The organism is Candidatus Litorirhabdus singularis, assembly GCF_026262625.1.
Taxonomy (GTDB): Bacteria; Pseudomonadota; Gammaproteobacteria; order Pseudomonadales; family Halieaceae; genus Litorirhabdus; species Litorirhabdus singularis.
The window spans coordinates 839,775-858,482 of sequence record NZ_SHNN01000001.1 but is presented as its reverse complement, the minus strand read 5'-3'; the positions used below and the strand labels follow the sequence as shown (position 1 = coordinate 858,482).

The following is an 18,708-nucleotide window of genomic DNA, read 5'->3' as shown; positions in this document are numbered from 1 at the left end:
CTGGTGATTAAGCGGCTGCCGCAGGTTGTTGCCGCCACACCAAAAATCGGTTGTTAGCCGGCATGGCCACATCATCCAGTAAGCTGTAGCCCGCCGCCGTCGCCAGCTCGCCAACCGCTTCAAAGTCACGGATGGCACTGTTAGCATCACGCTCCAGCAGCCATTGATCAAAACGCGCATTACTCTCACTGGTATATGACCCCGCATAATTAAACGGGCCATAAATGAACAACAAACTGTCAGGCGGAGCACCCCGGCCCAGAGCCTTAAACAGATCTACCACGCTGGACCAGCCCATAATATGCAAAGTATTGGCGCTATACACCGCTGACGGAATGGCAACAGGCCACGGGTTATCGCGCACGTCCAATTCCTCCACCGGCAGCAGGTTACGACCCTCGTAATCATCACACCAACTGCGCACAGCGGTCAGGTTGGCAGTCATATCACTGGGCTGCCAGTTTACCTGCGGTAGCTGCTCCGCGAAAAAGCGCAGGTGCTGCCCGGTACCACTGCCGATTTCCAGCACCGTATCATCCGTTCGCAGCCACGCTGACAACAGTTGCAGTATGGGTCGCTTGTTGTTCTCACAGGCCTGTGAAAAAGGCCGCTGACTGGGATGCAGCATAGGTAGACTATTGCGCGCGGGTAAAAACCCAATCGCGAGCCGACGATTCGGCGGCATTGTACTTGTAGCCGTCGACCTTGAACTTCTTGATACCACTGACATCATCCAGCTGTTTATCGATGATGTACCGGGCCATTTGGCCACGGGCCTTCTTGGCAAAGAAGCTGATTATTTTGTATTTGCCATTCTTCAACTCCTTGAACTGCGGAGTAATAATTTCAGCACTCAACTGCTTGGCCCGAACGGACTTGAAGTACTCATTAGACGCCAGATTAACCAACACCGACGACTTCATCTTCTTGAGCTGAGCATTCAGGTGTTCGGTAATGTCATCGCCCCAGAACTCATACAGGTTTTTGCCGCCGCGATTGGCAAATTTCAAACCCATTTCCAGCCGATAGGGCTGCATCAGATCGAGCGGACGCAGCACGCCATAGAGCCCGGAGAGAATACGCAGGTGCTTCTGGGCAAAATCGAGCTCGGCACGCGATAAGGTTTCCGCCTCCAGACCCGTATAAACATCCCCTTTGAATGCCAGTATCGATTGCTTGGCATTTTCGAGATTAAACGGCTCGCCCCAGTCCATAAAGCGCTGGTGGTTGAGTTCAGCCAGATTAGCGCTGACGCCCATAAGCTCTCTGATGGCGTCAGGCGCGAGGTGTCTAGCGTCCTCCACTAACTCACTGCTGCGGGGCAAAAACTCCGGCAGCGTTGACTTGCGAGTCGTCGGGGGGGTTTCGTAATCGAGGGTTTTGGCCGGAGACAGAACAACTAACATGATAAGGCGCTTCCTGATTAATACTGCGGGTGGGTTAAAGCCGGTTTGCAGGGCTATAATACCCGTCTCGACAATAATCAAAAAGACTCTAGCTGGTGATCTCCACCGTTAAAATCCTGATTCGGATCATCGACAACGTCACCGACCGCTTCGGTGCCCTGTTGGCCTGGTTGTGCCTGGCTATGGCACTCGCCACCGGTATTGTAGTGATACTACGCTATGGCTTTGGTATCGGTTCAATAGCGCTGCAGGAGTCTGTCACTTACATGCATGCGACTTTGTTCATGTTGGGGGCGGCCTATACCTTGCGAAGCGGCGGCCATGTCAGAGTAGATATTTTTTACCGGAGCTTTAGCGATCGCAGCCGAGCCTGGGTTAACAGCTTTGGTGCGATCGTCTTTCTGATGCCACTGTGCCTGATTATTCTGGGTATTAGCTGGCGTTTTGTCACTGAAAGCTGGGCTGTTCGAGAGAGTTCGGTGGACCCCGGCGGCATACCGGCGGTGTTCCTGCTTAAAAGTATCATCCCGCTAATGGCCATTAATCTGCTATTTCAGGGCTTCGCCGAGCTACTCCGCAACGCGCTCACGCTATTGGTGGACGAAGACAGCGCATGACCGAAAACTACACTTCAATCTATATGTTCATCACCGTTTGCGGCGTACTGATGTTGGGCTATCCGGTAGCGTTCACTCTGGCTGGGGTGGCGCTGCTGTTTGCCGCCGGAGGTATTCTGTTCGGTAACTTTGATCCATCTTTCCTGGGTGCTCTGCCCGGACGCCTGTTTGGCACCATGACTAACGTGACACTGATAGCAGTCCCGCTGTTTATATTCATGGGCGTGGTGCTGGAGAAATCCCGCATCGCCGAGGAACTACTGAGTAACATGTCGCGCTTGTTTGCCGGCGTAAAAGGTGGGCTGGGTATTTCGGTGGTACTGGTAGGTATGCTGCTCGCAGCCAGCACCGGTATTGTGGGCGCCACCGTGGTCACCATGGGCGTACTTTCACTGCCTACCATGCTCAAGCGCGGCTATGACCCGGCTTTGGCCGCTGGCACCATTTGCGCCACCGGCACTCTGGGCCAGATAATCCCACCCTCTATAGCACTGGTGCTGCTCGGCGACATTCTCTCCAATGCTTATCAACGCGCCCAGCTAAGTATGGATATTTTCAATCCCAAAACCGTATCGGTCGGTGATCTTTTTGTTGGCGCGCTATTTCCCGGCTTAATACTGGTTTTTCTCTATCTGGTCTATGTAATAGGTGTCGCCTGGTTGCGCCCCGAAGATGCCCCTGCCGCTGAAGAAGAGGCGGGTATCAGCATGCTGGAGTTGTGCAAGGGCTTACTGCCGCCGTTGATGCTGATTTTTGCGGTCCTTGGCTCAATTCTCAGCGGCGCTGCGACCCCCACAGAAGCCGCGGGCGTTGGCGCCGTTGGCTCACTGGTACTGGCACTGAGCAAGCGTCAGCTCAACTTTGAACGCCTGCACGAAATCCTCATGAGCACCCTGCAGGTCACCTCCATGGTATTTATGATTCTGGTAGGTGCCGCGGTTTTTTCCCTGGTATTCAGAGGCTTTGGCGGTGAAGAGCTGATCCAGCACTACTTCCATAACATGCCCGGCGGTGCCATGGGCGCCACCCTTGTAGTCATGCTGGTCATCTTTTTGCTCGGTTTCATTCTTGATTTCATCGAAATCACCTTTGTGGTGGTGCCCATTGTAGGGCCTATTCTGCTGGCCATGGGTATCGACCCGATCTGGCTGGGCATTATGATAGCCGTGAACCTGCAGACCTCTTTCCTCACTCCACCGTTTGGCTTTGCGCTGTTCTACCTGCGCGGGGTAGCGCCTCCAGATTTGCCCACCAGCGCTATCTACCGCGGGGTTATACCCTTTATAATCATTCAGCTGCTAGTGCTAAGCATGCTGGTCGTATGGCCCGAAATTGCGACCTGGCTACCGGCGGCACTCAAATAATAGTTTAAAACCAGGCATTGCTATGAATGACATCGACAGCACACCCATTCCGCAAGGCGATTTGTCGCTACAGACTATTGCCATGCCACGGGATACCAATGCCAATGGCGATATATTTGGCGGCTGGCTACTGTCACAGATGGACCTTGCCGGTGGCATTGCCGCCGCCGAGATTGCCGGTGGCAGAGTCGCCACTGTGGCCATCGACGGAATGGCGTTCCTGACTCCGGTACATGTCGGTGCGGTGGTCACTTGCTACACGGACATTCTGGAAGTAGGTCGCAGCTCTACCCGAATAATGGTAGAAGTATGGATTAACTCAAAGCATGACGGCGAGCCCTTAAAAGTCACCGAGGGCGAGTTTGTGTTTGTGGCTATCGATGAAAACGGCCGAACCCGCGCCGTTGGTTAAGTATCCGAGCTAGTCCGGCGCACTGTCTTTGAGGTCGCGCGCATTGATATAGGCTTGCTCGGAGATATGATGATAAGCCGTCACGTTCTCCAAAAAATCTTTAAACGACGCATAGACCCTACCGGCTAGTGGATCGCTGGCGGCGAGATCCTCCAGCGCAGACTCTGAGGATTCATGCAGCTTTATGATGACATCATCTGGAAAACGTCGCAGTTCGACCCCATGTTCCTCTATCAGCTGTTGTAACGCGGAATTGTTCCGTGCGGTGTATTCATCAAGCATTTCCTGACTGGTGGCACGCGCCGCATAGGTAACAATAGCCTGCAAATCAGCAGGTAGAGATTCATACGCTGTCTTGTTGACGATAATTTCCAGATTAGAGCCGGTCTCATGCCAACCCGGGTAGTAGTAGTACTTGGCGACCTCATGCAGACCCATAGCCAAGTCATTATAGGGCCCCACCCACTCCGTCGCGTCGATCACTCCGGTCTGCAACGAGGTATACAGTTCACCCCCAGGTAAGGTCACTGCAGTGCCACCCGCCCGATTCAGCACTTCACCGCCGATACCGGGCATACGCATTTTCAGCCCTTTCAGGTCGTCTACCGAGTTGATCTCCTTGTTAAACCAACCGCCCATCTGCACCCCGGTATTACCGCCTGCCATCGGTATCAAGTTGAAGGGAGCATAGGCCTCTTGCCACAGCTCCAGTCCACCGCCGTGGTGCAACCAGCCATTAATTTCTTGCGCGGTAAACCCAAATGGCACTGAGGTAAAAAATACCGCAGAGGGAATCTTCCCAGTCCAATAGTAGGCACCGCCGTGACCCAGCTCAGCCACACCCTGAGAAACTGCATCGAAGACGCCAAAGGCCGGCACTATCTCACCGGCTCCATAAACGTGCACGGTCAGTCTGCCGCCGCTCATCTCGTCCACCATGCGGGAGAAATTTTCCGCCGCCAGCCCCAGTCCGGGAAAGTTCTTCGGCCAGGTAGTCACCATCTTCCAAACCCGGGTCTGGGTGGTAGCTGAATGATCAACAATAAAGCCGCTTGCTTCCCGGCTGCCGCTTTTTTCCACCACCAGCGCTATCGTGCTCAATACCAGCAATAACAGCAGCACCAGAATAATCAGTGGCGACAGGCGGGTTTCTAATTTAGTTGCGGGCATAACAGCTTCCTTTGGGGCACTTTGACTGAACTACATGGCCTGTAAGTTGGCATACTGCACGACCAACCACTTGCTGCCTTCATTGTCGAAATTAACTTCTACCCGGGCATTACCACCACGACCTTCAAAGTTGAGCACCATGCCCTCACCAAAAACTTGATGAAAAACCCGCTGACCCAGTGCCAGGTCGGTATCGGGCACCGCCGCCTGTGCCAAGCTAGGAGGCCGACTGATAGTGGTATGCAGACGCACTTCCTGCATCAGATCATGCGGTATTTCACGAATGAATCGCGACGGGGGATTATAGCTTTCACTGCCATGCAGACGTCTCGACTCAGCATAACTGATCACCAATTGCTGCATTGCGCGGGTAATACCCACGTAGCATAGGCGCCGCTCTTCCTCCAAACGTCCGGGTTCTTCAATCGACATGCGATGCGGAAACAGGTTTTCTTCCATACCAGCCAGAAACACCAGCGGAAATTCCAGCCCCTTTGCTGAGTGCAGTGTCATCAGCTGCACGCTGTCTTCATGCGCATCGGCCTGAGCATCGCCGGCGTCCAGCGCCGCATTGTCCAGCAGCTCTTGCAGCGGGGAGAGTTCCTGATCTTGCGGCGCAAACTGCTTGGCGGCCGTAACCAGTTCTTCGAGGTTTTCGATGCGTGCCTGACCGCGCTCGCCTTTCTCCTTCTTATAAAACGCTACCAGCCCTGACTCACTGATCACATGATCGGCCAGTTCGTCCAGAGTCAGCTCCACGGACGCGGAATCGAGCTCGTTGACCAGCACACAAAACCCCTCCAGCGCTGTCAGTGCCCGCTTGGGCAGCATTTTGTCCTCCTGCACACAGGCAATAGCCTGCCACATGGGCAATTCGCGCTCACGCGCTACTTCACGCACCAGGTCGACCGTCTTGCCGCCGATACCGCGGGGCGGCGTGTTAATCACCCGCTCCAGTGCCGCGTCATCCCCGCGATTTACCAGCAGACGCATATAAGCCAGCGCATTTTTGATTTCCAAACGCTCGTAAAACCGCTGTCCGCCATAGATTCGATACGGCACGGCCTCGCGTATCAAAGCCTCCTCCAGCACTCTGGACTGGGCATTGGAGCGATAAAGTATGGCCGCGTCGGCACGCAACTGGCCGTCCTTAATCCAATCTTCTATGCGCTCGACAATAAAACGCGCCTCATCCTGCTCATTAAACCCGGCATAAAGTGTGATCGGATCACCCTCTTCACCGTCGGTCCAGAGTTCTTTACCCAGACGCCCAAAATTGTTGGTAATGACCGCATTGGCAGCACGCAAAATGGTACTGGTGGAACGATAATTCTGCTCCAGACGCACGGTACGAGTATCAGCAAAGTCATCGCTGAAACGCTGAATGTTTTCAATCCGCGCCCCGCGCCACCCGTAAATCGACTGGTCATCATCACCTACCGCAACAATCGGCACCGTATCACCCGCCAGTACTCGCAACCAGGCATATTGAATGGTATTGGTATCCTGAAATTCGTCCACCAGTATGTGCCGAAAGCGCTGTTGATAGTGCTCTAACAGACTTGGATTCTTGAGCCAAAGTTCATGGGCGCGCAGCAGCAGTTCAGCAAAGTCCACCAGGCCCCCGCGCTCACAGGCCGCCTCATAGGCGTGATAAATTCGTAGCATGGTTTGCAGATAGGGGTCGTGACCGGGCGCCTCTATGTGAGCTGCTCGCAAACCTTCATCTTTCTGGCTATTGATATACGACAGGGCCTGACGCGCCGGCCAACGACTCTCATCCAATTCAAGCTGGCGGCAAATGCGCTTTACCAGCCGCAGCTGATCATCAGAATCCAGTATCTGGAAATTCTGCGGCAACCGGGCCTCTTTCCAGTGTGACTTTAGCAAACGATGCGCCAGACCATGGAATGTGCCAACCCACATACCATGGGTGCCAATATGCAACATCTCCTCAATGCGCAGGCGCATCTCTCTAGCGGCCTTGTTGGTGAAGGTCACCGCCAGAATAGAGAAGGGAGACAGGCCCTGCGCCTGAATAAGCCATGCTATACGATGCACCAGTACTCTGGTTTTACCACTGCCAGCACCGGCCAGCACTAGCAGGTTCTGGCTCTCGCAAGCTACGGCATCGCGTTGAGCGGAATTAAGGGGGTCTAGAATAGCGGTTACGTCCATCCCCCATTCTATCCAACTCACTATCACCCGCGCATTACCTTTTGCACACCGGAGTGTATAAACTAGGCTTTGTGCAGCATAAAACTATTCTCAAGCAAATCGCCACGCGGCTAGACGCGCTGAGCCCGTCCGAACGCAAGGTCGGCGAGTTCATTCTCAGCCACGCTGATGGCGTCATTCATATGCGTATTGTTGATCTTGCCGCAGCCGCCACTGTGAGCGAACCCACCGTCATAAGATTTTGCCGCGCTATAGGCTGTGACGGTTTTCAGTCGTTCAAGCTGGATTTGGCTCAGGCCCTGACCCAGTCGACGCCTAGTGTAGAAGCCTTTCAGCTCAGCGAACTCGACAGCGCCAGGGACTATACGCTGAAGGTATTTGAGTCGACCCTGCACACTCTGGAGAACGTCCGCGACAGTCTGGACACAGCAGCTATAGAGCTTGCGGTAGCGGCACTGTGCAAAGCCAGAAGAGTGGAGTTTTATGGCTTTGGCGCCTCCAGCTCGGTGGCAGTTGACGCCCAGCACAAGTTTTTCAGGTTACAAATTTCTAGCGCTGCCTATTCTGACCCACATATTCAAACCATGTCTGCCATGTCACTCAGCGAAAAAGACGTGGTGGTGGCAATCAGCCAAAGTGGTCGCAGCAAAGCGCTGCTGGACGCCATGGCCATGGTCAAGGAGGCGGGGGCAGTCACTATTGGGCTCGCACCCAGTAGCACTCCCGTAGCCGCCCAGTGCTCAATTCCCATTTATATCGACGTAGACCAGGACCCGGCCGAAAGCTACACACCGCTGCCATCGCGAATTGCCCACCTGGCTATCATCGACATTCTGGCGGTAGGTGTATCGAAAATGAAGGGCCCGGATATCAACCGCCACCTGAGCCGCCTTAACCGTGGCTTACAATCGCTGCGGACTGAACAATGACCGTATCAGGGACAAAGAGCGTGGCCAAATCACTCGTGAGTGCAACCAGGGCAGCCCTAACATTGCTACTGCTGACAACACTTATAGCAGGGCTATCTGGTTGCAGCCGCGAACCCACCGAACTTAGCATCTTCGCTGCGCGCTACGGCGACACCCATATGGAGGCGCTACAAGACATCTTTAAACAACAATCAGCGGTGCGGATAACGCCGGTATCGCTGACGTCAGATGTGGGCGAGTTCGAGGCCCTTACCGAAGGTCTGGTGGAGCTCGCGCTGGTGGAAAACAGCACGCCATTCCAATCAGGTATGCGAGCTATTTTGCCGATGCATGAAAGCGTTCTGCATCTGCTAGTGCGCGATGGCGTTGATATATCGCACGCTGAGCAGCCATTAATGAACAAGATCATCTATGTCGGTGAGCATTCGCTGGCCGGTCAAGCCTTCATTAAGCTGGTTGCGAAGCGGCAACGACTGCAAGAGACAGACTATAAGCTAATTACAAACCTGGATGGCCAGGAGCCAGACGTGGTGGTCCACTTCGGGCCAATCAGCCCAGCTCAACCGAGCTGGTTCAGGCCTGGCTACAAGCTGTTTTCATTACGTCAGGACAATGAAGGCCGCGCTATGTCGTCGCAAGCCATCAGCTATATGATGCCGCAGATGCACTCGAAAGTAATTCCAGCGCGCACTTACGATCTGCCCGGTAACGAAGTGGCCATTTATACCGTCGCGGTGGATGCCATTCTGGCTACCAATAAGGCGGTGCCAGAAGGTGTGATCTATGAACTCACCCGCACCCTGCTGGAGCAAAAACCGCGCTTCGCCACTATCGCGCCGGAAGTGTTTGCCGGCATTCGCGGGGATTTCAATCCACTGGAGCTTAACTTCCCGCTGCATTCTGGCGCCAGGCGATACTTGGCGCGCGACGAACCCTCCATGCTGGAGCGCTATGCGGAGTCAATCAATCTGGTGGTCTACCTGGTTTTTTTGGTGTTAACCGGGATGGTAGCGCTAACGCGCTGGCACGCGCATCGCAAGAAGGACCGAATCGACAAGTTTTACACACGCATTTTTGCGATACGTATGCGCGCCATGCAAGAACCGCCGGAACCCCTGTTGGCGGAGCTGCAACAACTCGAGTTGGAAGCCTTTGAATCACTGATTAAAGAAAAACTGGCCGCCGACGATAGCTTCCGAATTTTCATAGAACTGTTGACGCGGGCTATGGATGAAGTGCGCAAACAGCCCGCGGAGACTGCGAAGGTGGGGCCCGTTAGCTAGTCTTTGCTGGGACGCTTCCAGCCGTCGATATTGCGCTGTTTAGCGCGCGAAACTGCCAGCTGATCTGAACCTACTTCACGAGTGATGGCCGAACCGGCACCTACAAAGCCATTCTCAGCAATAGTCAGCGGCGCTACCAAGGTAGAATTTGAGCCCACAAAAGCGCCATCGCCAATGGTAGTGACGTATTTGTTAGCGCCATCATAATTGCAGGTAATGGTTCCAGCCCCTACATTCACGCCGACACCCATTTCACAGTCACCAATATAGGTCAGGTGATTAACCTTGCTGCCCTTGCCGATAGTGGACTTTTTCACCTCAACAAAATTTCCAATTTTGGCGCCCTCAGCCAATACCGCAGCGGGGCGCAGACGTGCGTAGGGCCCAACGGCACAATGCTTACCAACGCTGGCTTGCTCCAGATGCGAGAAGGGCAATATTTCACTGCCGTCATCAACGCTGGTATTAATCAACACACAGTTAGCGCCTATCTGCACATTGCTGCCCAGACTGACGTCGCCTATAAAAACAGCGTTGGCGTCAATAAACACATCACTGCCACAAGAGAGCGTACCACGCACATCGATGCGCCCGGCATCAGCCAAAGTTACGCCAGACAACATCAAGGCCTGCGCCTGCCGCTGTTGATACTCGCGTTCGACCTGATTCAATTGCACGCGGTCATTAACCCCGAGAATCTCGAGTTCACTGGTTGCCTGGCAAGTTGCCACCGTAATGCCCTGACTCACGGCGAGTGACAAAATATCTGGCAAATAGTACTCACCCTGACTATTGTTATTGCCAACGGCGGGCAGCCACTCTCGTAACTGTGCCGCAGGAGCTGCCAGCACACCGCTGTTTATTTCCTTAATCAGTTTCTGCTCCGGGCTGGCGTCCTTGTCCTCTACAACCGCAACAAAAGCGCCGGTGTCATCACGAACAACTCGGCCATAACCGCCGGAATCTGCCATCATTGCTGTCAGTAATGCTGGTCCCTTACTGGCCGCTGCAACCATGGTCTGCAGGGTCGCGCTGGTGATCAAAGGTACATCGCCGTATAACACCAAAACAATACTGTCATCGGCCAAATCAGGCAGTGCCTGCAGAACCGCATGCCCGGTGCCCAACTGCTCGGTCTGCTCCACCCATTGCACGCCGGGTTGCTCTAGCTGTTCACGCACTTTGTCACCGCCATGGCCAACCACCACATGACAGGCCAACGGCGACAGCGCCTGCGCTGAATCAACTACATGTTGCAGCATCGGTCTTCCAGCCACTGCGTGCAGTACCTTGGGTAGACCCGATTTCATCCGCGTGCCCTGCCCGGCGGCAAGAATCACAACTTCCAGAGACATAGCAGTTTCCTGTAGGCAATAGATCAGAGATTAATTCACCTGACATTAAATGTCAGAGCTCGGTAGGTAGCAACCTTGATAACGCGACCGGGTTCGCAGATTGGACATCACAGCACCTAGCCAATTGACTGATCAGGGTCGCAGCACCGCGTACATAGAGGGCTTCCATGACGGGCGTCACAGCGGAATTTATGAGGCTGGTAATGCTTTTGAACACTTTATTCGCGACGAGAGCCGCTACCAAACCGAGGCTGACTATCAAACTGGCTGGCTCGCGGGGGAGACTGAGGGCAAACGATTGCAGCTACAGGCCGCGCAAGCCGGCAATGCGGCGGCTCAGGCATATTCCTCTGCGCGAATAGCTGAAGCTACAGATGGCGATGCAATGGCCAAAGATGCGGTCAAAGGTATCGATACGTCCGGCATGGGAAGCTTGTCTAAATAGTCAAAGCCGCAGTGCTGATGGCAAATCCTGGAGCTCACCCTTCTGGTAGCCCTCGCTGATAGCTGTTTGATTGACGTCATCAATACGCTGCAGCGCTTGCGGATGACTGGCGAAATAATGCGCCAGATACCAATCTGCGGCGGCCCCGGTTTCAGCTATCAGAGCAAAGAATTCTGTAGCACCACCGACGTGACCATAATGGCATTGCAGGGCCCCCAGTGCGCTAGCATCCGCCCCGCTTTCACGAGATTGAGAGTGCTGTGCTATCTCCGCGCCAAACACCGGCGTCAGCAGGGAAGATACATCAGAGCCCGCGCCGGTTAATACAACCGAAGTCGCCAGCAATACAACCGACCGACCCATACCCCTCAAATGATCTCGATTTTGGTAGTGAGCCAGTTCATGCGCCAGGACAAAGGCCAAACCGTTCTCGGTTTTTATCTGCTCAAGCAGCGCCGAATGAACCACAACGACACCGCCCGGCATAGCGTAGGCATTGGCGTGGGGTGAGGCTTCAATGCGAATATCAACCGGGTAACCAATCTCCATACAGCTACTCAACTGGTCCATTAGTAGCTGCAACGCCTGCTCCTGTTCATTAAGAACGAGGACGTCGTTGCTCTCGAAACTGCTGAACAAGGTAGCTTCCAGCTCGGGGTCGATATAGCGCACTGCGATATCAACCAACAATCCCATGCCAATAAAAATCACCGCAAACAACGCCACAGTACCTGTCACCAGGACCAAGAACTCGCGCAGCGGATGCTCGTGTGAAACGTTACTGTTGCGCTCCGGCAGGCGCGGGGTGTACTTCATTGGCTATAAAAATACAGGGCCGTCGCATAAGCGTGTATTTCGATGGCACCTACCTGACCGCGCTTACCCTTGGTTATAGAGGAGGTTTCTATACGCAAATTAATAATCTGGTCAGCGTTCGCGCAGCTCTCCTTAAGCCGCAAGATCGCCTCGCGACGAGAGCGGTCTACCAGCGTTTCGTAACTGCGCACATTGCCACCAAAAATCTGCCGCAGGCCCGCCACAAAACGCTTAAAGTAATCTACCGAAATAACACAGGCCCCCTCAACCAACTGCGCACGTACCTGGTCAGGTATCGGCCCGATAGGACGCTTACTGGATGTGGTCGGTATAGCGACCAATTCAGCCTCACGCTCATAGATGGAGCGGTAGTGACGTTTTTCCAAAAACTGTCCGACAACATAGCCGGTTACTACCAGCGCCAGCAGAATATAGAGATCTATCATGGCGGCTTACTCTACCGTGACCGCAGTGCCGTAAATGTAAATCTCGGATGCACCGGCAGCTACCGATGAGGTAGAGAATCGTACATTGACGATGGCGTTCGCACCCAACTGCACCGCCTGTTCCTGCATACGCTGGTGAGCCTCCTCGCGAGCTTCAATCAATAGCTCGGTGTAGCCGACCAGTTCACCGCCAACAATATTCTTCAGACCCGCCATAATGTCACGTCCTACGTGCTTAGCGCGCACAGTACTGCCGGATACTATCCCATGGCAGTCGAGAATCACCTTGCCGGGAATTTCTTCAGTATTCGTTATGATCACTAGTGTCTCCAAAATTTTTGCGGTGCCTGGACCTGCGGCCAAGGCCCTATGCCATAGGTCTCTAATCTAACTTAAAAACGGAGCACCACACAGCTTTAGCACTGTGATACCAAACAGGGATGCCAACTATCGGCCAGCTCCTATACACCAATGGAAAAAAAGGCCCCGCAAAGGGTATTCCGTGATATCGCTGTTCTCCCAAAACTAACCCAATAGTTCTGCGTTTAGCTGCCACAAAGAAAAGTTGAGAGCCGCCGCGAAGCTTACCCACAGTAAGTAGGGTACCAGTAGTCCTCCAGCTACAGGACGCACACGCCAGAAACACACAATGGTCGCGGCAATAAGGAGCCAGAGCAATACAATGTCCAAAAACGCCAGCGCGCCCAGGTGCCAGGCAAAGAAGAGCCAACTCCAAAGACCATTTAATATCAGTTGCGCAAAGAACAGTGAAAAAGCAAAGCGATGATAACGTAACCCCCCGGAACGCCAGACCAGCCAGGCCGAAATTGCCATCATCGCATACAGCAAAGTCCACATCGGCCCAAAAACCCAGGCTGGTGGCGCCCATGCGGGCTGCACCAAATCTGCGTAAAAGGATTTGGCCTGAATAGAAGCGACCGCACCAATAGCTGACGCGGCAAAGCAAACAAGCAGCCAAGCAGTGAGGCCGAGCAACTGTTTCAGTTTTGAATCTGATCCCATACTAGCTTCCCATTTTGCCTCAACTACAGCGTTGACCCGAGTTTAAGCACATCGATTTTCATTGGCTTTAGCGATGGCTCCAGCGATCAGAAGGCCAGCTATGTAAAGGTTTACCACATTGACCCTATGCGCTTTTCAACTTCATACTGATGGCCACCGCCATAACATCTTCCAGTCATTAAGCCTTACGTCTCAACTCTCAACTCTCTTAAGTTCATTATCAAGAGCATTTACGTGTGCAATAAAACCATCGCTAAGAGAGATAGATTCGCTCACCAGTGTTCGATTCCAATACGCTGCACCACCAGGACGAGACAAAACTCCTTTGATTTGTGAATTGTTCACGATTTCAAACGCGCCCGTCTCGAAAGCATGATTCCAATGAACGAATAGCGTATTTAGTAGAAGGCTGAACCGGAGTTTTTCGCTTGAAGTTAGTTTCTCGTCTTGCATCCCGGAAACGTAGAGCTCCGCTATCTCAGGATTTTCGATTAGGGTGAACATCCATTTGTTCGCATCATCGAAAACTCCCCTGTCAGTGGAATGTTTAATTGCTTTCGTGTTCTGGCGAAGTTGGATAGTCAGATAAATCAAAGTAACGATGACTACGATAACACCAACAGAATCCGCTAGAGCGCCAATGGCTTCCCAATTCATATTCACTCCCACGTAGCGCCTAAGAGCGTATCCCACCTGCGGGGCGAGATAATACGCAGGTGCTGTAAATGCGTTTTGGCGATTTCAACCTACCTTAAATCTACAACAAAAGCCGAGTGTTAGAAAGTGAGCATAAGCTTCTTAACGTAGATACACCCCGAGCGGTGCTACCAGCCCATCTATTTCGCTCACCTTTTCTTTAACACGGCGTGCTAATAAGTGATAAAGATCAAAGAGATAGGCCGGGTTTTCATCGCGCTCAATAAAAAGGGGGCTACTGCCAAGCAGTAGCCCCCTGATAGTCGTGCTGTTGGTTACTTGCCGGCTTTGCGGCGAATCTTTTGAATAGTAAGCAGCTGTGCAGCAGCTTCCGCCAACTGCGAAGACGCTCGGCCATAGTCGAACTCACCGGACTGGTTGGCCAATGCCTGCTCTGCAGCCTGACGAGCCTCTTCAGCAGCCGCTTCATCTACGTCGTCAGCGCGAATCGCTGTATCGGCGAGAATAGAAACAATACCTGGCTGAATCTCCAGAAAACCACCCGAAACGTAGAAGATTTCCTCTTCGCCGTTCTGAGTAATAATCCGCACAGGACCTGGTATCAGGCTGGTCAGCAACGGCGCGTGACCGTAGCTGATACCCAGTTCACCAAGGCTGCCGGTTGCGACAAGCATCTCCACCAAGCCAGAGAAGATCTCCTGCTCGGCGCTTACGATGTCACAATGTATGGTCATAGCCATAGATGTATACCTCTCTAAGCAGCTGCGTTACAGCGACTTGGCTTTCTCGACAGCTTCTTCAATACCGCCAACCATGTAGAACGCCTGCTCAGGCAGGTGATCGTATTCGCCGCTGAGAATTCCCTGGAAACCGGCGATAGTCTCTTTCAGAGACACGTACTTACCGGGAGAGCCAGTGAAAATCTCTGCCACGTGGAAAGGCTGTGACAGGAAACGCTCGATCTTACGCGCGCGACTTACTGTCTGCTTGTCTTCCTCAGACAGTTCGTCCATACCCAGAATAGCGATAATGTCTTTCAGCTCTTTATAACGCTGCAGTACAGACTGCACGCCACGAGCTGTGTCGTAGTGCTCGGTACCAATAATCAGTGGATCGAGCTGACGCGAGGTAGAATCCAGTGGATCAACCGCCGGGTAAATACCTTTAGCGGCAATGTCACGACTCAATACAACGGTAGAGTCCAAGTGAGCAAAAGTGGTAGCAGGCGAGGGGTCAGTCAAGTCATCCGCTGGTACGTATACCGCCTGAATAGACGTAATTGAGCCAGTCTTGGTAGACGTAATACGCTCCTGCAACTCACCCATTTCCAGGGCCAATGTAGGCTGGTAACCCACCGCAGAAGGCATACGGCCCAATAGCGCTGATACTTCAGTTCCCGCCAGGGTGTAACGATAAATGTTGTCTACAAACAGCAAAACGTCACGGCCTTCGTCACGGAATTTTTCAGCCATGGTCAAACCGGTAAGCGCTACACGCAGGCGGTTTCCAGGTGGCTCGTTCATCTGACCATAAACCATGGCCACTTTTGAATTGGAGAAGTTCTCCACATCAACAACTTTTGATTCCTGCATCTCGTAGTAGAAGTCATTACCTTCACGAGTACGCTCACCAACACCGGCAAATACTGACAAGCCGGAGTGTTCGGTAGCGATGTTGTTGATCAGCTCCATCATGTTGACGGTCTTACCAACACCGGCTCCACCAAACAGGCCAACCTTGCCGCCTTTGGCGAAAGGACAAACCAGGTCGATTACCTTAATACCGGTTTCCAGCAATTCATCTGAAGCCGCCAGCTCTTCGTAGCTAGGTGCTTTACGGTGAATAGCCATGCGCTCTTTCTCACCAATCGGTCCACACTCATCGATTGGGTTGCCGAGTACATCCATAATACGGCCCAGCGTTTCAATACCTACTGGTACTGATATAGGGGCGTTGGTGTTTTCCACTGACAGTCCACGGCTAACACCCTCAGAAGCTCCCATGGCAATAGTGCGGACAACGCCGTCACCTAACTGCTGCTGGACTTCCAGGGTCAAATCTTTCTCGGGCACCTTCAGTGCATCGTATACCTGGGGCACGGCATCACGTGGGAATTCCACATCAATAACCGCGCCAATAATTTGTACGATACGTCCGCTGCTCATGTTTGTATCCTCGTTAATTGCTGATTGCAGCGGCGCCGCTGACAATCTCAGAAAGTTCCTGGGTAATCGCTGCTTGACGGGCTTTGTTGTAAATCAACTGCAAGTCATCAATCAGGTCGCCGGCATTGTCGGTAGCGTTCTTCATTGCCAGCATTCGCGAAGCCTGCTCACAGGCACCATTTTCCACTACCGCCTGGTATACCTGCGACTCGATATAGCGCGTCAGCAGACCTTCCAGTAATTCTTTAGCATCGGGCTCGTAGATGTAATCCCAGTGATGCTTCATTTCGGTGTTGTCCTCTGGCTCTAGCGGTAATAGCTGCTCAACCTGAGGGTTTTGCGTCATGGTATTTACAAATTCATTACTTACCAGAAACAACTTGTCGATCTTGCCATCGGCGTAGGCATCGAGCATGGCTTTTACGCCACCAATCAGATCACCGATCGCCGGGTCTTCACCTATATCACGCACCGCCGCCACAACATTGCCACCGTAGCTACCAAAAAAAGCGGCAGCCTTGGCGCCAATCAACGACAGGTCAATCTCGATATTGGCATCATGCCAGTCCTTCATCGAGTTAATCGTGGCTTTAAACAAGTTAGTGTTTAAGCCACCACACAAACCGCGATCAGTCGAAACCAGGATGTAACCTACCCGCCGCACTTCGCGCTGCTGCATAAACATATGCTTGTGCTCAGGATTAGCGTTGGCTATGTGACCAACCACTGATCGCATGCGAGTAGCGTAGGGCTTGCCTACTTGCATACGTTCCTGGGCACGACGCATTTTACTTGCGGCGACCATTTCCATTGCACTGGTGATCTTCTGAGTACTTTTAATACTCGTGATCTGTGTGCGAATTTCCTTTCCAGCTGCCATTGCGTTTTACCAGGTCTGTGTAGACTTGAATTTCTCGATCGCGCTTTTGAAGGTCGCTTCTATCTCGTCGTTGTAGTCACCGCTTTCAACGATTTTGTTCATCAGGTCGCCATGCTCAGCGTGCATGTAAGACAAGAGTGCAGATTCAAAACTAAGCACTTTCTCGACTTCTACGTCCTGCAGATGACCTTCGTTAGCGGCGTACAGTACAACGCCCATCTCGGCGATACTCTGTGGAGCGTACTGAGCCTGTTTCATAAGCTCGGTAATGCGCTCGCCATGATCCAGCTGTGCCTTGGTGGCATCATCCAGGTCTGAAGCAAACTGAGAGAAAGCCGCCAGCTCGCGATACTGAGCCAGAGCGGTACGAATACCACCAGACAGTTTCTTAACAATCTTGGTCTGAGCAGCACCACCCACACGCGATACAGAGATACCCGCATCCATAGAAGGTCGGTTACCCGCGTTGAACATGTCAGCTTCCAGGAAGATCTGACCGTCTGTAATAGAAATCACGTTAGTCGGTACGAAAGCTGATACGTCACCGGCCTGCGTCTCAATCACTGGCAGAGCCGTTAATGAACCTGTCTTGCCTTTAACTTCACCATTAGTAAAGTCCTCAACGTATTTAACATTCACTCGAGCCGCACGTTCCAGCAAGCGTGAGTGGAGATAAAATACGTCACCTGGGTAAGCTTCTCGACCCGGGGGACGCTTCAGCAACAGTGAGATCTGACGATAGGCCCAAGCCTGCTTGGTTAAATCATCATAAATAATCAGCGCATCTTCGCCGCGATCACGGTAGTACTCACCCATAGTGCAGCCTGCAAACGGAGCCAGATACTGCATGGCAGCAGGATCAGAAGCGTTAGCTGCGACCACAATGGTGTGACCCATCGCGCCGTGCTCTTCCAATTTACGCACCACAGCGGCTACAGAGGAAGCCTTCTGGCCAACTGCAACGTAGACGCACTTAATGCCGGTGTTTTTCTGGTTGATGATCGCGTCAACAGCAATAGCCGTCTTACCGATCTGACGGTCGCCAATAATCAGCTCACGCTGACCACGGCCAATCGGCACCATCGCATCAATTGCTTTCAATCCAATCTGCACGGGCTGTTCTACTGACTGACGAGCGATAACGCCGGGCGCTACCTTTTCCAATGCGTCAGTCTCGGTAGTGCCCACTGGGCCCTTACCGTCAATGGGGTTACCCAGGGCATCAACAACGCGTCCCTGCAGTGCTGGACCGACAGGCACTTCCAGAATACGACCCGTACAACGACAGGTCTGTCCTTCTGTTAAGCCAAGATAGTCACCCAGCACCACGGCGCCAACAGAATCGCGCTCTAGGTTAAGCGCCATACCGTAAAGGCCGCCTTCAAATTCAATCATCTCACCGTACATGACGTCGGTAAGACCGTGAATGCGGATAATACCGTCAGTCACCGACACTATCGTACCCTCATTACGGGCTTCACTAGTCACATCGAGCTGGTCGATGCGCTGCTTGATAATGTCGCTGATCTCAGAGGGATTCAGTTGCTGCATGCTTGTTTCCT

Annotated in this window: 20 protein-coding genes; 6 read left to right on the top strand and 14 right to left on the bottom strand. The window is 52.9% G+C overall.

Going from position 1 to position 18,708, the window contains the following annotated elements; genetic code table 11:
* Positions 1 to 7: 7 nt before the first annotated feature.
* Positions 8 to 628 (bottom strand): DUF938 domain-containing protein, encoded by a 621-nt coding sequence (locus EYC98_RS03865; RefSeq protein ID WP_279243985.1) that lies wholly within the window; start codon positions 626 to 628, stop codon positions 8 to 10.
* A gap of 7 nt (positions 629 to 635) precedes the next feature.
* Positions 636 to 1,406: a peroxide stress protein YaaA gene (gene yaaA / locus EYC98_RS03860; protein ID WP_279243984.1), complete on the bottom strand. Its 771-nt coding sequence runs from the start codon at positions 1,404 to 1,406 to the stop codon at positions 636 to 638.
* 95 nt (positions 1,407 to 1,501) lie between these two features.
* Here yaaA and EYC98_RS03855 point away from each other — a divergent pair, with 95 nt between their 5' ends.
* Genes EYC98_RS03855 through EYC98_RS03845 form a run of 3 tightly spaced genes read left to right on the top strand, consistent with a single transcriptional unit; the run spans position 1,502 to position 3,799 of the window.
* The gene (locus EYC98_RS03855; RefSeq protein ID WP_279243983.1) at positions 1,502 to 2,023 is read left to right on the top strand and encodes a TRAP transporter small permease subunit; all 522 of its coding nucleotides are present in this window, start codon (positions 1,502 to 1,504) and stop codon (positions 2,021 to 2,023) included.
* Positions 2,020 to 3,387 (top strand): TRAP transporter large permease, encoded by a 1,368-nt coding sequence (locus EYC98_RS03850; protein ID WP_279243982.1) that lies wholly within the window; start codon positions 2,020 to 2,022, stop codon positions 3,385 to 3,387. The genes EYC98_RS03855 and EYC98_RS03850 overlap by 4 nt, the downstream gene beginning before the upstream one ends.
* A gap of 22 nt (positions 3,388 to 3,409) precedes the next feature.
* Positions 3,410 to 3,799: an acyl-CoA thioesterase gene (locus EYC98_RS03845; RefSeq protein WP_279243981.1), complete on the top strand. Its 390-nt coding sequence runs from the start codon at positions 3,410 to 3,412 to the stop codon at positions 3,797 to 3,799.
* Positions 3,800 to 3,808: 9 nt separating this feature from the next.
* Here the strand turns inward: EYC98_RS03845 and EYC98_RS03840 are convergent, their stop codons facing one another.
* Positions 3,809 to 4,969 (bottom strand): TRAP transporter substrate-binding protein, encoded by a 1,161-nt coding sequence (locus EYC98_RS03840; protein ID WP_279243980.1) that lies wholly within the window; start codon positions 4,967 to 4,969, stop codon positions 3,809 to 3,811.
* Between the two features lie 30 nt (positions 4,970 to 4,999).
* Entirely contained in the window at positions 5,000 to 7,147 is a 2,148-nt protein-coding gene (gene uvrD / locus EYC98_RS03835) for a DNA helicase II (protein ID WP_279243979.1), read from the bottom strand.
* 71 nt (positions 7,148 to 7,218) lie between these two features.
* On the opposite strand from uvrD, the gene EYC98_RS03830 reads away from it, so the two are divergent.
* Both EYC98_RS03830 and EYC98_RS03825 read left to right on the top strand, forming a co-directional pair.
* Positions 7,219 to 8,076, top strand: a complete 858-nt coding sequence (locus EYC98_RS03830) for an SIS domain-containing protein (protein WP_279243978.1) — start codon at positions 7,219 to 7,221, stop codon at positions 8,074 to 8,076.
* 20 nt (positions 8,077 to 8,096) lie between these two features.
* On the top strand, positions 8,097 to 9,359 hold the full coding sequence (locus EYC98_RS03825) for a TAXI family TRAP transporter solute-binding subunit (RefSeq protein ID WP_279243977.1): 1,263 nt from the start codon (positions 8,097 to 8,099) through the stop codon (positions 9,357 to 9,359).
* Here the strand turns inward: EYC98_RS03825 and glmU are convergent.
* Positions 9,356 to 10,714, bottom strand: coding sequence for a bifunctional UDP-N-acetylglucosamine diphosphorylase/glucosamine-1-phosphate N-acetyltransferase GlmU (glmU, locus tag EYC98_RS03820; RefSeq protein WP_279243976.1), 1,359 nt, complete (start codon positions 10,712 to 10,714; stop codon positions 9,356 to 9,358). The two genes, EYC98_RS03825 and glmU, sit on opposite strands and share 4 nt — an antisense overlap.
* Before the next feature lie 124 nt (positions 10,715 to 10,838).
* Between glmU and EYC98_RS03815 the strand changes: the two genes are divergently transcribed.
* Positions 10,839 to 11,159, top strand: coding sequence for a hypothetical protein (locus EYC98_RS03815; RefSeq protein WP_279243975.1), 321 nt, complete (start codon positions 10,839 to 10,841; stop codon positions 11,157 to 11,159).
* Here EYC98_RS03815 and EYC98_RS03810 read toward each other — a convergent pair whose 3' ends face one another.
* From EYC98_RS03810 to atpA, 9 genes are all read right to left on the bottom strand, one after another.
* Positions 11,160 to 11,975, bottom strand: coding sequence for a M48 family metallopeptidase (locus EYC98_RS03810; RefSeq protein ID WP_279243974.1), 816 nt, complete (start codon positions 11,973 to 11,975; stop codon positions 11,160 to 11,162). It abuts the gene before it with no gap.
* Positions 11,972 to 12,421 carry a YbjQ family protein gene (locus tag EYC98_RS03805; RefSeq protein ID WP_279243973.1) on the bottom strand — a complete coding sequence of 150 codons (450 nt, stop codon included), beginning with the start codon at positions 12,419 to 12,421 and terminating at the stop codon, positions 11,972 to 11,974. Before EYC98_RS03805 ends, EYC98_RS03810 begins: the two co-directional genes overlap by 4 nt.
* A 6-nt stretch (positions 12,422 to 12,427) precedes the next feature.
* The gene (locus tag EYC98_RS03800) at positions 12,428 to 12,742 is read right to left on the bottom strand and encodes a YbjQ family protein (RefSeq protein WP_279243972.1); all 315 of its coding nucleotides are present in this window, start codon (positions 12,740 to 12,742) and stop codon (positions 12,428 to 12,430) included.
* Between the two features lie 204 nt (positions 12,743 to 12,946).
* Positions 12,947 to 13,444: a TspO/MBR family protein gene (locus EYC98_RS03795; RefSeq protein ID WP_279243971.1), complete on the bottom strand. Its 498-nt coding sequence runs from the start codon at positions 13,442 to 13,444 to the stop codon at positions 12,947 to 12,949.
* A gap of 192 nt (positions 13,445 to 13,636) precedes the next feature.
* Entirely contained in the window at positions 13,637 to 14,101 is a 465-nt protein-coding gene (locus EYC98_RS03790; protein ID WP_279243970.1) for a hypothetical protein, read from the bottom strand.
* Positions 14,102 to 14,415: 314 nt separating this feature from the next.
* Positions 14,416 to 14,841, bottom strand: coding sequence for a F0F1 ATP synthase subunit epsilon (locus EYC98_RS03785; protein WP_279243969.1), 426 nt, complete (start codon positions 14,839 to 14,841; stop codon positions 14,416 to 14,418).
* A 27-nt stretch (positions 14,842 to 14,868) separates the two neighbouring features.
* Positions 14,869 to 16,266 (bottom strand): F0F1 ATP synthase subunit beta, encoded by a 1,398-nt coding sequence (gene atpD / locus EYC98_RS03780; RefSeq protein WP_279243968.1) that lies wholly within the window; start codon positions 16,264 to 16,266, stop codon positions 14,869 to 14,871.
* 13 nt (positions 16,267 to 16,279) lie between these two features.
* Positions 16,280 to 17,146 (bottom strand): F0F1 ATP synthase subunit gamma, encoded by an 867-nt coding sequence (gene atpG / locus EYC98_RS03775; protein WP_279243967.1) that lies wholly within the window; start codon positions 17,144 to 17,146, stop codon positions 16,280 to 16,282.
* Between the two features lie 6 nt (positions 17,147 to 17,152).
* The gene (atpA, locus tag EYC98_RS03770; RefSeq protein ID WP_279243966.1) at positions 17,153 to 18,697 is read right to left on the bottom strand and encodes a F0F1 ATP synthase subunit alpha; all 1,545 of its coding nucleotides are present in this window, start codon (positions 18,695 to 18,697) and stop codon (positions 17,153 to 17,155) included.
* Positions 18,698 to 18,708 lie beyond the last annotated feature (11 nt).

Excerpts from the sequence above, each read along its gene's own strand:
- atpD (WP_279243968.1), bottom strand. The coding sequence starts at position 16,266 with ATGAGCAGCGGACGTATCGTACAAATTATTGGCGCGGTTATTGATGTG.
- atpA (WP_279243966.1), bottom strand. The coding sequence starts at position 18,697 with ATGCAGCAACTGAATCCCTCTGAGATCAGCGACATTATCAAGCAGCGC.
- glmU (WP_279243976.1), bottom strand. The coding sequence starts at position 10,714 with ATGTCTCTGGAAGTTGTGATTCTTGCCGCCGGGCAGGGCACGCGGATG.
- yaaA (WP_279243984.1), bottom strand. The coding sequence starts at position 1,406 with ATGTTAGTTGTTCTGTCTCCGGCCAAAACCCTCGATTACGAAACCCCC.
- EYC98_RS03865 (WP_279243985.1), bottom strand. The coding sequence starts at position 628 with ATGCTGCATCCCAGTCAGCGGCCTTTTTCACAGGCCTGTGAGAACAAC.
- EYC98_RS03845 (WP_279243981.1), top strand. The coding sequence starts at position 3,410 with ATGAATGACATCGACAGCACACCCATTCCGCAAGGCGATTTGTCGCTA.
- EYC98_RS03805 (WP_279243973.1), bottom strand. The coding sequence starts at position 12,421 with ATGATAGATCTCTATATTCTGCTGGCGCTGGTAGTAACCGGCTATGTT.
- EYC98_RS03810 (WP_279243974.1), bottom strand. The coding sequence starts at position 11,975 with ATGAAGTACACCCCGCGCCTGCCGGAGCGCAACAGTAACGTTTCACAC.
- EYC98_RS03785 (WP_279243969.1), bottom strand. The coding sequence starts at position 14,841 with ATGGCTATGACCATACATTGTGACATCGTAAGCGCCGAGCAGGAGATC.
- EYC98_RS03840 (WP_279243980.1), bottom strand. The coding sequence starts at position 4,969 with ATGCCCGCAACTAAATTAGAAACCCGCCTGTCGCCACTGATTATTCTG.
- atpG (WP_279243967.1), bottom strand. The coding sequence starts at position 17,146 with ATGGCAGCTGGAAAGGAAATTCGCACACAGATCACGAGTATTAAAAGT.
- EYC98_RS03795 (WP_279243971.1), bottom strand. The coding sequence starts at position 13,444 with ATGGGATCAGATTCAAAACTGAAACAGTTGCTCGGCCTCACTGCTTGG.
- EYC98_RS03790 (WP_279243970.1), bottom strand. The coding sequence starts at position 14,101 with ATGAATTGGGAAGCCATTGGCGCTCTAGCGGATTCTGTTGGTGTTATC.
- uvrD (WP_279243979.1), bottom strand. The coding sequence starts at position 7,147 with ATGGACGTAACCGCTATTCTAGACCCCCTTAATTCCGCTCAACGCGAT.
- EYC98_RS03850 (WP_279243982.1), top strand. The coding sequence starts at position 2,020 with ATGACCGAAAACTACACTTCAATCTATATGTTCATCACCGTTTGCGGC.